The organism is Citrobacter sp. Cb031 (genome assembly GCF_030336725.1).
Taxonomy (GTDB): Bacteria; Pseudomonadota; Gammaproteobacteria; order Enterobacterales; family Enterobacteriaceae; genus Citrobacter; species Citrobacter braakii.
On sequence record NZ_JAOWDA010000019.1, the window covers coordinates 654,816 to 669,178 of the forward strand.

At 55.7% G+C, this 14,363-nt stretch carries 18 protein-coding genes; all 18 read left to right on the forward strand.

All coding sequences use genetic code 11. The features are described 5' to 3' along the window. Positions 1-2 precede the first annotated feature (2 nt). The 18 genes from OGV93_RS04320 to cobT are packed head-to-tail and all read left to right on the forward strand — an operon-like array spanning position 3 to position 14,144. The gene (locus tag OGV93_RS04320) at positions 3-635 is read left to right on the forward strand and encodes a cobalt-precorrin-8 methylmutase (protein ID WP_008785140.1); all 633 of its coding nucleotides are present in this window, start codon (positions 3-5) and stop codon (positions 633-635) included. Further along, complete coding sequence (cbiD, locus tag OGV93_RS04325) at positions 632-1,768, forward strand: cobalt-precorrin-5B (C(1))-methyltransferase CbiD (RefSeq protein WP_016153523.1); 1,137 nt, start codon at positions 632-634, stop codon at positions 1,766-1,768. The genes OGV93_RS04320 and cbiD overlap by 4 nt, the downstream gene beginning before the upstream one ends. Next, entirely contained in the window at positions 1,762-2,367 is a 606-nt protein-coding gene (locus OGV93_RS04330) for a cobalt-precorrin-7 (C(5))-methyltransferase (RefSeq protein WP_019077093.1), read from the forward strand. Before cbiD ends, OGV93_RS04330 begins: the two co-directional genes overlap by 7 nt. Next, positions 2,357-2,926 carry a decarboxylating cobalt-precorrin-6B (C(15))-methyltransferase gene (locus OGV93_RS04335; RefSeq protein ID WP_016153521.1) on the forward strand — a complete coding sequence of 190 codons (570 nt, stop codon included), beginning with the start codon at positions 2,357-2,359 and terminating at the stop codon, positions 2,924-2,926. Before OGV93_RS04330 ends, OGV93_RS04335 begins: the two co-directional genes overlap by 11 nt. Further along, a complete protein-coding gene (locus tag OGV93_RS04340) occupies positions 2,919-3,692 on the forward strand; it encodes a cobalt-precorrin-4 methyltransferase (protein WP_003030275.1) in 774 nt (257 codons plus the stop codon). Before OGV93_RS04335 ends, OGV93_RS04340 begins: the two co-directional genes overlap by 8 nt. Beyond that, positions 3,673-4,728, forward strand: coding sequence for a cobalt-precorrin 5A hydrolase (gene cbiG, locus OGV93_RS04345; RefSeq protein WP_016153520.1), 1,056 nt, complete (start codon positions 3,673-3,675; stop codon positions 4,726-4,728). The genes OGV93_RS04340 and cbiG overlap by 20 nt, the downstream gene beginning before the upstream one ends. Then, complete coding sequence (locus OGV93_RS04350) at positions 4,728-5,453, forward strand: precorrin-3B C(17)-methyltransferase (protein ID WP_003030278.1); 726 nt, start codon at positions 4,728-4,730, stop codon at positions 5,451-5,453. The genes cbiG and OGV93_RS04350 overlap by 1 nt, the downstream gene beginning before the upstream one ends. Next, entirely contained in the window at positions 5,450-6,235 is a 786-nt protein-coding gene (locus OGV93_RS04355; RefSeq protein ID WP_047357942.1) for a cobalt-precorrin-6A reductase, read from the forward strand. Before OGV93_RS04350 ends, OGV93_RS04355 begins: the two co-directional genes overlap by 4 nt. A gap of 10 nt (positions 6,236-6,245) precedes the next feature. Further along, the gene (gene cbiK / locus OGV93_RS04360; protein WP_016153518.1) at positions 6,246-7,040 is read left to right on the forward strand and encodes a sirohydrochlorin cobaltochelatase; all 795 of its coding nucleotides are present in this window, start codon (positions 6,246-6,248) and stop codon (positions 7,038-7,040) included. Further along, positions 7,037-7,750: a cobalt-factor II C(20)-methyltransferase gene (locus OGV93_RS04365; RefSeq protein WP_016156863.1), complete on the forward strand. Its 714-nt coding sequence runs from the start codon at positions 7,037-7,039 to the stop codon at positions 7,748-7,750. Before cbiK ends, OGV93_RS04365 begins: the two co-directional genes overlap by 4 nt. Next, positions 7,747-8,484 (forward strand): cobalt ECF transporter S component CbiM, encoded by a 738-nt coding sequence (gene cbiM / locus OGV93_RS04370; RefSeq protein WP_016153516.1) that lies wholly within the window; start codon positions 7,747-7,749, stop codon positions 8,482-8,484. The genes OGV93_RS04365 and cbiM overlap by 4 nt, the downstream gene beginning before the upstream one ends. A gap of 2 nt (positions 8,485-8,486) precedes the next feature. Beyond that, on the forward strand, positions 8,487-8,768 hold the full coding sequence (locus OGV93_RS04375) for an energy-coupling factor ABC transporter substrate-binding protein (RefSeq protein WP_006683999.1): 282 nt from the start codon (positions 8,487-8,489) through the stop codon (positions 8,766-8,768). Further along, a complete protein-coding gene (locus tag OGV93_RS04380; RefSeq protein ID WP_016156861.1) occupies positions 8,755-9,432 on the forward strand; it encodes an energy-coupling factor ABC transporter transmembrane protein in 678 nt (225 codons plus the stop codon). Before OGV93_RS04375 ends, OGV93_RS04380 begins: the two co-directional genes overlap by 14 nt. A gap of 8 nt (positions 9,433-9,440) precedes the next feature. Continuing rightward, the gene (locus OGV93_RS04385) at positions 9,441-10,256 is read left to right on the forward strand and encodes an energy-coupling factor ABC transporter ATP-binding protein (RefSeq protein ID WP_046275697.1); all 816 of its coding nucleotides are present in this window, start codon (positions 9,441-9,443) and stop codon (positions 10,254-10,256) included. Then, positions 10,253-11,773 (forward strand): cobyric acid synthase, encoded by a 1,521-nt coding sequence (locus OGV93_RS04390; RefSeq protein WP_046275698.1) that lies wholly within the window; start codon positions 10,253-10,255, stop codon positions 11,771-11,773. Before OGV93_RS04385 ends, OGV93_RS04390 begins: the two co-directional genes overlap by 4 nt. Next, entirely contained in the window at positions 11,770-12,315 is a 546-nt protein-coding gene (cobU, locus tag OGV93_RS04395; protein WP_046275699.1) for a bifunctional adenosylcobinamide kinase/adenosylcobinamide-phosphate guanylyltransferase, read from the forward strand. The genes OGV93_RS04390 and cobU overlap by 4 nt, the downstream gene beginning before the upstream one ends. Further along, the gene (cobS, locus tag OGV93_RS04400; RefSeq protein WP_019077089.1) at positions 12,312-13,055 is read left to right on the forward strand and encodes an adenosylcobinamide-GDP ribazoletransferase; all 744 of its coding nucleotides are present in this window, start codon (positions 12,312-12,314) and stop codon (positions 13,053-13,055) included. Before cobU ends, cobS begins: the two co-directional genes overlap by 4 nt. 24 nt (positions 13,056-13,079) lie before the next feature. Next, positions 13,080-14,144 (forward strand): nicotinate-nucleotide--dimethylbenzimidazole phosphoribosyltransferase, encoded by a 1,065-nt coding sequence (cobT, locus tag OGV93_RS04405; protein WP_016156857.1) that lies wholly within the window; start codon positions 13,080-13,082, stop codon positions 14,142-14,144. Positions 14,145-14,363: the final 219 nt, after the last annotated feature.

The following is a 14,363-nucleotide window of genomic DNA, read 5'->3' on the forward strand; positions in this document are numbered from 1 at the left end:
CAATGCAATATATCCAGCAACCCCAGGCGATTGAGGCCAAAAGTTTCGACATTATTGGCGAGATCATCCGTGAAACCCGCCCGGACTATCAGTTTGCCAGCCCGTTACATGAAGCCATTATCAAGCGGGTCATTCACACGACAGCGGATTTCGACTGGCTGGACATTCTGTGGTTTTCCAGTGATGTACTGGAGCAGTTCTGTGCGGCGCTTAGCCGTTCGAGCGTGATTTATACCGACACCACTATGGCCCTTTCCGGGATTAATAAAACGCTGCTGGCAAAATTCGGTGGCGAATGCCGCTGCTACATCAGCGACCCGCGGGTCGTGCGGACGGCAAAAGAGCAGGGCATTACCCGGTCAATGGCGGCCGTTGACATTGCGGTGAAGGAAGAGGGTGAAAAGCTGTTTGTGTTTGGCAACGCGCCGACAGCGCTGTTCCGCCTGCTTGAGCATGATGTGGCCGTCAGTGGCGTAGTTGGCGTACCGGTTGGGTTCGTCGGTGCAGAAGAGTCGAAAGATGCACTGACCCAAAGCAATCTACCCGCCATTGCTGCGTTAGGTCGTAAAGGGGGAAGTAACGTCGCCGCCGCGATCGTCAACGCCATGCTTTATCACATGCAGGGGGCGCGATGAGCGAGTCCTTCGATACGCCTGTGTGGCACAACGGTAAAGCGCTGCGTAAAGGATATACCACGGGATCGTGCGCGACGGCGGCGGCAAAAGTGGCGGCGCTGATGGTATTGCGCCAGCACCTGATCCATCAGGTTTCTATCGTGACGCCATCAGGTGTGACGCTGTGTCTGAACGTAGAGTCACCGCATATCGAAGGACAGCAGGCGATAGCCGCCATCCGCAAAGACGGTGGCGATGATGTGGATGCCACCCACGGCATGCTGATTTTTGCCCGCGTGACGTTAAACGATAGCAAAGAGATAACCCTTCAGGGCGGGGAAGGCGTTGGCACGGTAACCCGCAAAGGGATCGGCCTGCCGGTGGGCAGTTCGGCGATTAATCGCACACCTCGCCAGACCATTGAGTCTGCGGTTCGTGAGGCGATTGGTCCGAATCGTGGGGCGCAAATTGAAATTTTCGCGCCGGAAGGCGAAGAGCGGGCACAAAAAACCTACAACTCCCGCCTTGGCATTCTGGGCGGCATTTCGATCATTGGTACGACTGGGATCGTCACGCCGATGTCAGAAGAAAGCTGGAAACGTTCACTGTCGCTGGAGCTGGAAATTAAGCGAGCGGCGGGGCTGGAGCGTGTCGTACTGGTGCCAGGAAACCACGGCGAACGTTTTGTGCGTGAGCAGATGGGGATCGACACCCAGGTTGTGGTCACCATGAGCAATTTTGTCGGCTACATGATTGAAGAAGCCGTACGTCTGGGGTTCCGACAAATTGTGCTGGTGGGACACCCTGGTAAGCTTGTCAAAATTGCGGCGGGGATCTTTCATACCCACAGCCATATTGCCGATGCTCGCATGGAAACGCTGGTGGCCCACCTCGCGTTACTGGGTGCGCCGCTGGAACTGCTCACGCTGGTCAGCGACTGCGATACCACCGAGGCGGCGATGGAACACATAGAAGCATACGGTTTTCAGCACATTTACAACCATCTGGCTAAGCGCATCTGTATGCGCGTCCTGCAAACGTTGCGCTTTACCAAAAATCCCCCGACCTGTGACGCCATCATGTTCTCTTTTGATAATCAGGTGCTTGGAAGTAATCGCCCGGTCGCAGAGATTGCTGAGGAGATGCAATGTTAACCGTTGTAGGGATGGGACCAGCCGGTTTGCATTTGATGACGCCTGCGGCGCGTGAAGCGGTCGCAACGGCTGATGTTCTGGTCGGTGGAAAGCGGCATTTGCAGCAATTCCCGGATTTTACCGGTGAACAGTTTGTTCTCGGCGCCAATATTCTCGAACTTTTGAACTGGATTTGCGCGCACCAGGAGCAACGCGTTGTGGTGCTGGCATCTGGCGATCCGCTGTTTTACGGCATCGGGACGCGCATGGTGGCGCATTTCGGTATTGAAAATGTGCGCATTATTCCCGGTATTAGCGCGGTGCAGTACCTGTGTGCGCAGTCCGGTATTGATATGAACGATATGTGGCTGACCAGTAGCCATGGTCGCAGCGTCTGTTTCGATGAACTGGCGCGACATAACAAGGTGGCGATGGTGACAGATGCGCAGTGCGGCCCGCGTGAAATTGCGCAGCAGCTCATTGCACGAGGCAAGGGACATCGCTGGATGGTGATTGGCGAAAACCTGGCAATGGAAAACGAACGGATCCATTTCCTGCCTGTGAACGAAGTTAACGCCGACTATGACATGAATGCAGTGGTGATCCTTGATGAAAGATGAGCTGTTTTTACGTGGAGAGAAAGTGCCGATGACCAAAGAAGCGGTACGTGCACTTGCCCTCTCAAAACTTGAATTACACCGCGCCAGTCACCTGATTGATATTGGCGCGGGAACCGGCAGCGTGTCGATAGAAGCCGCGCTGCAATACCCTGGATTGCGCGTGACGGCAATCGAGCGTAACCCGGCGGCGCTCAGGTTGCTGGATGAAAACCGCCAGCATTTTGCCTGTGCAAACATCGACATTTTTCCCGGTGTTGCGCCGATGACCATCGCTGAAAAAGCCGATGCCATTTTCATGGGTGGCAGCGGTGGCCATTTGACTGAACTGATTGACTGGTCAATGCGTCAATTGCATCCCGCAGGGCGGCTGGTGATGACATTCATCCTCCAGGAAAACCTCAACACCGCGCTGGCACATCTGGACCATCTTGGCGTACCGGGAGTGGATTGCCTGCAGCTACAGGTTTCCTCGCTTACCACGCTTGGCAGTGGTCACTATTTCAAACCGAATAACCCCGTATTTGTTATCGCCTGTCAGAAGGAAGGAAACCATGTCTGAGATTTTTGATCCCCGTAGCGTGTGGTTTGTTGGCGCAGGTCCTGGCGATCGCGAGCTGATTACCCTCAAAGGTTACCGGTTGCTACAGCAGGCGCAGGTTGTTATCTACGCCGGATCGCTGATTAACACCGAACTGCTGGAATATTGTCCTGCTGGTGCTGAATGCCACGACAGCGCTGAACTGCATCTGGAGCAGATCCTTGATCTGATGGAAGCCGGAGTGAAAGCGGGTAAGACCGTGGTGCGTCTGCAAACCGGCGATGTTTCGCTGTACGGTTCCGTGCGCGAGCAGGGCGAGGAACTGACCAAACGTGGGATTGACTGGCAGGTGGTGCCCGGCGTCAGCGCATTCCTTGGTGCGGCGGCGGAGTTGGGCGTTGAGTATACCGTGCCTGAGGTCTCACAGAGCCTGATCATTACCCGCCTGGAAGGACGCACGCCGGTGCCGGAGCGCGAACAGCTGGAGTCATTTGCCAGTCACCAGACATCTATGGCGATTTATCTGTCCGTTCAGCGTATTCATCGTGTGGCCGAGCGTTTGATTGAAGGCGGTTATCCGGCGACCACGCCCGTGGCGGTGATCTACAAGGCAACCTGGCCGGAAAGCCAGACTGTGCGCGGTACCCTGGCGGATATTGGCGACAAGGTTCGTGATGCGGGCATCCGTAAAACGGCCCTTATTCTGGTCGGTAATTTCCTGGGCTCGGAGTATCACTACTCCAAACTCTATGCGGCGGACTTTAGCCATGAATACCGTAAAGCCTGAGTCAATTGCGCTTTTTTGCCTGACCCCGGGAGGCGTTACGCTGGCAAAACGTCTGGCGGCCATGCTGCCGGTCACCTGTTTTACCAGTGAAAAGCTGCTGGAGGAGGGATTTATTCCTTTCGAAAACGGCTTTGCGAATACCGCCCGCGAAGCGTTTGCGAATTACTCGGCGCTGATTTTTATCGGTGCGACCGGCATTGCGGTGCGCGTGCTGGCCCCGCTGGTCAACGACAAATTTTGCGATCCGGCGGTAGTGGTCATTGATGAACGCGCCCAGCATGTCATCAGCCTGCTCTCCGGTCACGCGGGTGGTGCCAATGCGCTGGCGCGGTATCTGGCGGGCATGTTGGGCGCCGATCCGGTGATCACCACGGCGACGGATGTCAACGATATGGCGGCACTGGATACGCTGGCATTTCAACTGAATGCCCGGATGAGTGATTTCCGTTCGGCGGTGAAGATCGTTAATCAGATGCTGGTCAGTAATAAGCGGGTAGGGCTGTGGTGGGATGATGAACTGACGCAGGATGTCAGTCATTGTGACCGGCGCGGTTTTATCACGGTAACCGATCTCAATCAGCTTCCTGAACTAGATGCGCTGGTGTGTATCACCTTACGCACCAACTTACCCGATCTGCCTGTTCCGCACTGGAAGCTGGTGCCGCAGCGTGTTGTGGCCGGAATTGGTTGTCGTCGTGACACGCCGTTCCCGTTGCTGGCCGCGCTGCTTGCCAGGCAACTCGAGGCCCAGCAGCTCGATCCGCTGGCGCTTAAAGCGATTGGCAGTATCACGCTGAAAAAAGATGAACAGGGACTTATCCAACTGGCATCGTGCTGTCGCGTTCCTTTCGAAACCTTTACTGCTGACGCGCTGCGTGAGCATGAACACCGCTTCCCGGCCTCATCGTTTGTTCGCAAAACGGTGGGTACAGGAAGCGTTTCCGGTCCTGCAGCCTGGCTGCTGAGCCACGGAAAACTGTTAGGCGAGACCCTGCGAGAACAGGGCGTCACTATCACTTTGGGAGTTTCACACTGATGTTAAGCGTAATTGGAATTGGCCCTGGCTCGCAGGCAATGATGACCATGGAAGCCGTTGAAGCATTGCAGGCAGCGGAAATCATCGTTGGCTATAAAACCTACACCCACCTGGTAAAAGCGTTTACTGGCGACAAGCAGGTGATCAAAACCGGGATGTGCAAAGAGATTGAACGCTGCCAGGCGGCGATCGAACTGGCGCAGGCAGGTCACAATGTGGCGCTGATCAGCAGCGGTGATGCAGGGATTTACGGTATGGCCGGGCTGGTGCTTGAGCTGGTCAGCAAGCAAAAGCTGGACGTTGAGGTCAGGCTGATCCCAGGAATGACGGCCAGCATTGCCGCCGCCTCTTTGCTGGGCGCGCCGTTGATGCACGACTTCTGCCACATCAGCTTGAGCGATCTGTTAACTCCGTGGCCAGTTATCGAAAAACGCATAGTGGCTGCCGGCGAAGCAGACTTTGTAATCTGTTTCTACAACCCGCGCAGTCGGGGTCGCGAAGGACATCTGGCGCGCGCATTTGAGCTGCTTTCTGCCAGCAAGAGCGCGCAAACGCCGGTGGGTATTGTGAAGTCAGCCGGACGTAAAAAACAGGAAAAATGGTTGACCACCCTGGGTGAAATGGACTTTGAACCGGTTGATATGACCAGCCTTGTGATCGTTGGCAACAAAACAACCTATGTTCAGGACGGCCTGATGATCACGCCACGAGGTTATGTGCTGTGAATTACGGTGATGTGTTGGTCATGGGCGGTACCAGCGATGCGCGCATGCTGTGCCAGCAACTGGACGCAGCCAATGTGGCCTACACCCTGTCAGTTGCGACCCCAACGGGGAAGCAACTGGCGGGAGATATCAAAGGTCAGGTGCGCTGCGGGCGTCTGGAGCGCGAACAAATGATTGCCTGGCTACAGGAAAATCAGACGCGCTGGGTGATAGACGCCTCGCATCCGTATGCCGAGGTGGTGAGCCGCAACATCATGAACGCCTGCGAAGCGGCGGGGGTACTGCTGAGCCGCTATCAACGTCCTGAGCAGTTGAGCGGTTTAACCCACCCGCAGCTTTATACCGTACAGAGTATTCAGCAAGCCTGCGAGGTTGCGCGCCGCTTCGGTGACCGCGTGCTGCTGACGACCGGCAGTAAAGATCTGGCTATCTGGCGCGAAGGGTTGCCTGAAAAAACGCTGCTGGCGCGCGTCCTGCCTGTACCCGAGGTTATTCAGCAATGCGCGGACCTGGGATTTGGCGTCGGTGAGATTTTTGCATTGTGCGGGCCGTTTAGCGCCGAGTTCAACGCTGCGTTTTATCGCCAGTGTCAGGCTGATGTGGTGATCACTAAGGCATCCGGTGCGGAAGGTGGTTATCAGGAAAAAGTTCAACCCTGTCTGGATGCTGGTATCCCCTGCATCGTGATTACACGTCCGGCACCGTTGGTGACGGGAGAAGAGTTACTGGAAAGTCAGGCCGCCTTTGGGGCGCGTTTAACGCGCTGGCTGGCCGCTGCTTAAGGAGTTAGAGATGAAAAAGGCGCTTCTGGTGGTCAGCTTTGGCACCAGCTATCACGACACCTGTGAGAAAAATATTGTGGCTTGTGAGCGCGATCTCGCAGCCAGTTGCCCTGACCGCGACCTGTTTCGGGCGTTTACCTCCGGGATGATTATCCGCAAGCTCAAGCAGCGCGACGGCATTGAGATCGACACGCCGCTGCAGGCACTGCAAAAGCTGGCGGATCAGGGGTATCAGGACGTGGCTATTCAGTCGTTGCACATTATCAACGGTGATGAATACGAAAAAATTGTCCGCGAAGTGCAAAGCATGCGCCCGCTTTTTTCTCGCCTGACGCTGGGTGTTCCGCTGCTGAGCAGCCATGACGATTACGCCCAGCTGATGCTGGCGCTGCAACAGCAAATGCCGGTGCTTGGCGAAAATGAAAAAGTGGTGTTTATGGGACACGGTGCCAGCCATCATGCCTTTGCCGCCTATGCCTGCCTCGACCATATGATGACGGCACAGCGCTACCCGGCGCGGGTTGGAGCGGTGGAAAGCTACCCAGAAGTCGATGTGCTGATTGAAAGTTTGTCTCAGGAAGGGGTGACGGCGGTGCATCTGATGCCGCTGATGTTAGTTGCTGGCGATCATGCCATCAATGATATGGCCTCTGACGAAGAGGATTCGTGGAAAACATTGTTCAATGCGGCCGGGATACCGGCTACGCCGTGGCTCAGTGGTCTGGGTGAGAATCCGGCGGTTCGCGCTATGTTCGTGGCGCATTTACAACAGGCGCTTAATGTGGCGCTGGAGGAAGCAGCATGAGCGGAAAACTGTATGCATTAAGCACCGGGCCAGGCGCTTCCGATCTTATCACCGTGCGGGCCGCACGCACGCTGGGTACGCTGGATATTCTCTATGCGCCCGCCGGGCGTAAAGGTGGCGACAGTCTGGCGCTGTCGATCGTACGTGAATATATCGGCGAGCAGACCGAAGTTCGCTGCTGCCATTTTCCTATGAGTGCTGACAGCGCCGAAAAAGAGGCGGTATGGGATGACGTTGCGGCCGCGCTAGTTCAGGAAGTCGAAGCGGGTAAGCAGGTGGGCTTTATTACACTCGGCGACGCCATGCTGTTCAGCACCTGGGTTTTTTTACTCCAGCGTATTGGCTGTCCTGACTGGTTAGAAATCGTCCCGGGCGTGACCTCTTTCGCTGCGATTGCCGCGCGTTCAAAAACGCCGCTCGCCATGGAGCAACAGTCACTGGCCGTGGTCTCCTGTACCGCGCCGGAAGCGGAAATCCAGCAGGCGTTAAAGCAGCATGACAGTCTGGTGCTGATGAAGGTATACGGTCGTTTTGCGCGCATCAAAGCGCTGCTGCAACAAGAGGGTTTGTTGGGCTGTGCATTGATGATGTCTGAAGCCACGCTGCCGGGTGAACAGTGCTGGCGTCATCTCGATGAGGTGAGCGACGATCAGCCGCTGCCTTATTTCTCGACCATTCTGGTCAATAAACAGTGGGAGTATGCACAATGAAGCTTGAACAACAGCTAAAACAGCTGTCTTTCAGCGGGTTGGCTGCGGCGCTATTACTGATGGTTGTTCCTGAACAAGCGTTCGCCATGCACATAATGGAAGGTTTCTTGCCGCCGATGTGGGCGCTGGCCTGGTGGCTGCTGTTTTTGCCGTGCCTGTGGTACGGGCTGGTGCGGCTGCGCCAAATCGTGCAGGAAGATAGTCACCAAAAAGTGTTACTGGCTTTGTGCGGCGCGTTTATTTTTGTGCTGTCGGCGCTGAAAATTCCTTCTGTTACCGGAAGTTGCTCGCACCCTACCGGGGTAGGCCTGGCGGTTATCCTGTTTGGACCGGGCGTGGTGGCAATCCTCGGGGCAATCGTCCTGCTGTTCCAGGCGCTGTTGCTGGCGCACGGTGGTTTGACAACGCTTGGCGCTAACGGCATGTCGATGGCGGTGATTGGCCCGGTAGTGGGTTACATGGTATGGAAAATGGCCTGCCGTGCGGGGTTGCGTCGTGATGTTTGCGTCTTCCTGTGCGCGATGCTGGCGGATCTCGTCACCTATTTCGTGACCTCGGTGCAACTGGGCGTGGCGTTCCCGGACCCATCCGCCGGTGCTACGGGTTCAATCATCAAGTTCATGGGGATTTTCTGCCTGACGCAGATCCCAATTGCGATAGCGGAAGGTCTGCTCACCGTAATGATTTATGACCAGTTAACCAAACGGCAGTTGATTACCGCTCAAGGACATTAACGATGAAAAAGACGCTGATTTTGTTAGGGATGGTAGTGGCGCTGGTGATCCTGCCGTTCTTTATCAACCATGGTGGAGAGTACGGCGGCTCAGACGGTGAGGCGGAGAGTCAGATTCAGGCAATTGCCCCACATTATGAGCCGTGGTTCCAGCCGTTGTATGAACCGGCAAGCGGTGAGATTGAAAGCCTGCTGTTTACGCTCCAGGGATCGCTGGGCGCAGCCGTGATTTTCTACATTCTGGGTTACACCAAGGGCAGGCAACGTCGTGATGACCGGGCTTGACAGGCTTAGCTATCAAAGCCGCTGGTTTCATGTCTCACCCGTGCGGAAATTTCTGCTCTGGCTGATGATGATGATTCTGGCGTTTACTCTGCCCCCGTTGGGGCAGGGTATTGAGCTGTTACTGATTGCCGCGCTGAGCTGCTGGCTGCTGCGCATTTCCTTCTGGCGCTGGTGTCGCTGGATGGCATTACCGTTTGGTTTTCTGACGGTCGGCGTCGTGACCATTCTGTTTAGTTTTAGCCGCGATCCGCAGACGCTGCTGGCCAGCATCCCCGTTGGAAGCTATTGGTTAGGCGTTAGCGCGCCAGGGCTTGTCACCGCCAATGAAACCTTCTGGCGCAGCCTGGCTGCGCTGGCGGCAACGTTCTGGCTGGTACTGAATCTGCCGTTTCCGCAATTGATTATCTTACTCAAACGCGCGCACGTTCCTCGCCTGCTCACTGAGCAGATCCTGCTAACCTGGCGCTTTATTTTTATCCTGTTAGACGAGGCGCTGGCTATTCATCGCGCACAAACGCTACGTTTTGGTTATCGTAGCTTGCCGTTGGGCTATCGCTCGCTGGCGATGCTGGTGGGATTGCTGTTTACTCGCGTGTTGATCCGCTACCAGCAAATGACCACCACACTGGATATAAAACTGTATCAGGGTGATTTTCACCTGTAAGGAAAAGTATGCTTGCCACTTCAGCGCTTTGGTTTCGCTATCAGGATGACCCAATCCTCAAAGGGCTAACGCTGGATTTTTCAACGCATGCCGTCACCGGGCTGGTCGGTGCTAATGGCTGCGGGAAATCCACGCTGTTTATGAACCTGAGTGGTTTACTGCGCCCGCAGGAAGGCGCGGTGATGTGGCAAGGCAAACCGCTGGATTACAGCAAGCGCGGCCTGCTGGCGCTGCGTCAGCAGGTGGCAACCGTATTTCAGGATCCCGACCAGCAAATTTTTTATACCGATATCGACAGCGATATTGCCTTCAGCCTGCGCAACCTTGGGGTGGATGAAGCTGAAATCTCCCGCCGGGTGGATGATGCGCTCACGCTGGTAGATGCCCAGCATTTTCGCCATCAGCCAATTCAGTGTTTAAGTCACGGGCAAAAAAAACGTGTGGCGATTGCCGGGGCGTTGGTGTTGCAGGCGCAGTATTTGCTACTGGATGAACCTACTGCGGGCCTTGACCCATCAGGCCGCACGCAGATGATTGAGATAATCAAACGCATCGTAGCGCAAGGAAACCACGTGGTTATCTCCAGCCATGATATCGATCTTATCTATGAAGTCAGCGATGCAGTGTACGTTTTACGCCGGGGTGAAGTGCTAACGCACGGCTCGCCGGGTGATGTGTTTGCCCGGACGGATCTTATTGAACAAGCGGGATTAACTCAGCCCTGGCTGGTGAAGCTGCATACCGAGCTGGGCTTCCCGCTGTGTAAAACAGAGGCTGAATTTTTTAGCTGTATGCGAGAGAACGCACTGAAGGAGGCGTCATGACGCAGGCAATAATGTTGCAGGGAACGGCATCTGATGTAGGTAAAAGCGTGTTGGTCGCCGGTCTGTGTCGAATTTTTTATCAGGATGGACTGCGTACCGCACCGTTCAAATCGCAGAACATGGCGCTGAACTCTGGCATTACGCCAGAGGGCAAAGAGATGGGCCGCGCGCAAATTTTTCAGGCTGAGGCCGCCGGTATTACGCCAGATGTGCGTATGAATCCGGTGCTGCTTAAGCCGACCAGCGATCGTAAAGCGCAGGTTGTGCTGATGGGCAAAGTGGCAACCGATATGGATGCGGTGAGCTACCACGAGTACAAACCTAAACTACGGGATCAAATCCAGTCTGTTTATAACAGTCTGGCGCAGGAGTTCGATGTGCTGGTACTGGAAGGGGCGGGAAGCCCGGCTGAGATTAACCTGCGCGATCGCGATATCGTCAATATGGGTATGGCTGAAATGGCGCAGTGCCCTGTCGTTCTGGTGGCGGATATCGACCGCGGCGGGGTGTTTGCCTCCATTTACGGCACGCTGGCGCTACTGCACGACCATGAACGCGCCAGGGTAAAAGGGGTGATCATCAATAAGTTTCGCGGTGATGTGGCGTTGCTGTATTCCGGGATTGAGCAAATTGAAGCGCTGACCGGCGTTCCGGTCCTGGGCGTCATGCCATGGCTGGACGTTGATCTGGAAGATGAAGATGGCGTTGCGCTGCAAAAGGGCAAATATTTGCGCACAGACAAACGCGACATCGATATCGCCGTTGTTCAGATACCACACATTTCTAACTTTACTGATTTCAATGCGCTTGCCGCACAGCCGGATGTGCGCGTGCGCTATGTTCGCCAGCCTGAAGAGTTGGCGGGGGCCGATCTGGTGATTCTGCCCGGCAGCAAAAACACCCTGGGCGATCTGGTGTGGCTGCGTGAAAGCGGGATGGCGCATGGCGTGGTGCAATTACATCGTAATAACGTACCCGTAGTGGGGATTTGCGGTGGCTATCAAATGCTCGGCGAAACCATCATTGATGAAGTTGAGTCAGGACTCGGTACGTTGCCGGGTCTGGGCTTGCTCAATACCGTAACGCATTTTGCCCAGCACAAAACCACGACCCTGGTTGAGGGGCAAATGTCCTCCTCGCTGCCTGACTGGCTGGCGGGTACCGCGGGATTATCCGTTCGCGGTTATGAAATTCATATGGGTGAAACGGCATTAACCGAGGAATGCCGGTCGGTGATGACGCTGCGTAAAGACGGCGGTAACGTGGCTGATGGCGCGGTCACTGCCGATGGCCTGGCGTTCGGCACCTATCTTCACGGTCTGTTCGACAGCGATGAATTTACCCGTGCGCTGGTTAATGGCTTGCGAGAACGTAAAGGGTTAGCGCCGCTGGATTCCACCTTCCATTACGCGCAATATAAATCGCAGCAGTTTGATCTGCTGGCGGATGCGATGCGGCAACACATCGATATTGAGAAAATTTATACCATCATGCAGCAACACCGGGAGCCAGTATGATGATTCTGGTGACTGGCGGCGCGCGAAGCGGCAAGAGTCGGCATGCGGAAGCGCTGATCTCAGACTCTCCAAACGTTTTGTATATTGCGACTTCGCAGATTTTTGATGAGGAGATGGCTGCGCGAATTCAGCATCATCGTGACGGACGTCCTGCGCACTGGCGGACAGCCGAACGCTGGCAACATCTCGATGAACTGATTACGGCAGCAAACGATCCACAAGAAGCCATTCTGCTGGAGTGCATCACCACGATGGTGACTAACCTGCTGTTTGCGCTGGGCGGTGATAGCGACCCGGATAGCTGGGATTACGCGGCGATGGAGCAATCTATTGAGGATGAAATTCGTTCGCTGATTGCGGCCTGTCAGCGTTGTCCGGCGAAGGTTGTGCTGGTCACTAACGAAGTCGGAATGGGGATTGTTCCGGAGAACCGTCTGGCACGGCATTTTCGCGATATTGCAGGACGCGTGAACCAGCGACTGGCGGCGGCGGCTGATGAGGTCTGGCTGGTGGTATCAGGAATTGGAGTCAAAATTAAATGAGTAAGTTGTTCTGGGCAATGCTCTCTTTTATTAGTCGCTTGCCCGTTCCTGCTCGCTGGTCGCAAGGACTGGATTTCGAGCACTATTCACGTGGCATTGTGATGTTCCCGCTAATTGGCGTGGTGCTGGGAGGGCTGACGGGGCTGGTCTTTATGGCGCTGCAGCCCTGGTGTGGGGTGCCGTTGGCGGCCCTGTTTGCAGTTCTCACGCTGGCGTTATTGACCGGGGGATTTCATCTCGACGGTCTGGCGGATACCTGTGACGGTATTTTTTCGGCCCGTCGACGCGAGCGGATGCTGGAAATCATGCGTGACAGCCGCCTGGGGACTCACGGTGGACTGGCGTTAATTTTCGTGTTGCTGGCAAAAGTGCTGGTGGTGAGCGAACTGGCTTTGCGGGGTACACCGATGCTGGCGGCGCTTGCAGCCGCTTGTGTCGCCGGGCGGGGTACCGCTGTTTTGCTGATGTATCGACATCGCTACGCCCGCGAAGAAGGGCTGGGCAATGTCTTTATCGGTAAAGTCACCGGGCGTCAAACCTGCGTCACGTTGGGATTTGCGGCGATCCTGGCTGCTGTGCTTCTTCCTGGCATGCGCGGCGTGGCGGCGCTGGTTGTTACGATAGTGGCGATTTTTATTCTTGGGCAGTTATTAAAACGCACGTTGGGTGGGCAGACCGGCGATACGCTGGGCGCAGCCATTGAACTTGGCGAGTTGATTTTCCTGCTGGCTCTGCTCTGAGTCAGCCAACATACTGGAACCCTTATGCAGACTTTAACCTCTTTACTCCACGCAATCCCTTCACCTGATAGTGCTGCGATGCTGCGTGCACAGCAGCATGTCGATGGCTTGCTTAAACCGCCAGGAAGTCTTGGTCGACTCGAGTCGCTCGCCGTGCAACTGGCCGGAATGCCGGGTCTGAAGGGCGTACCGCATGTGAATGGCAAAGCGATGCTGGTGATGTGCGCCGATCACGGTGTATGGGATGAAGGGGTTGCTGTTTCGCCTAAAATCGTCACGGCTATTCAGGCTGCTAATATGACGCGTGGGACGACAGGCGTTTGTGTGCTGGCCGCTCAGGCGGGGGCAAAGGTACATGTGATTGATGTCGGCATCGATGCTGAGCTTATCCCTGGCGTGGTGAATATGCGTGTGGCGCGCGGCTGCGGCAATATTGCACAAGGCCCGGCAATGAGTCGTTCGCAGGCCGAGGAGCTGCTGCTGGAGGTTATCCGCTATACCCATGAGCTGGCCAAAGATGGCGTAACGCTGTTTGGCGTCGGTGAACTTGGTATGGCAAATACGACACCAGCGGCGGCAATCGTCAGCGTGCTGACCGGCAGCGATGCCGAGGATGTGGTGGGTATCGGCGCTAACCTGCCGCTTTCAAGAGTAGGCAATAAAGTCGATGTTGTGCGGCGAGCAATTGCCGTCAATCAACCGGATCGTAATGACGGTATCGATGTGCTGGCTAAGGTAGGCGGGTTTGATCTGGTCGGCATGGCGGGGGTGATGTTGGGGGCGGCCTCCTGCGGCCTGCCGGTCGTGCTGGACGGTTTTCTCTCTTATTCCGCCGCGCTGGCGGCCTGCCAGATTGCGCCGCAGATTAAACCTTACCTGATCCCGTCACATTTCTCCGCCGAGAAGGGGGCTCGCACCGCGCTGGCGCATCTTGAACTGGAGCCGTATCTCAATATGGGGATGCGTTTGGGCGAAGGCAGCGGGGCCGCGCTGGCGATGCCGATTGTTGAAGCCGCCTGTGCAATGTACAACAACATGGGGCAGCTTGCCGCCAGCAACATTGTGCTTCCGGATGGTAAGGAAGCATAGTTTTCGGCCACGCTGAACTTCGCCCCATGGTGCAATACCGTTCAGTTAAGCCTGTATGGAAATGTTTTGCTTTGAATCAGTTTCGTTCACCTTATGTGCGTTGCTTCTCTGATAACGTTATACCTGTGAACGCGCAAGGGAGGCTCACCGCCGCCTCCCTTGCATCCCTGGCTCCCGGCGGGAAAATCGTCGCTGCGCGATTCATTCGTCTTATGCCGT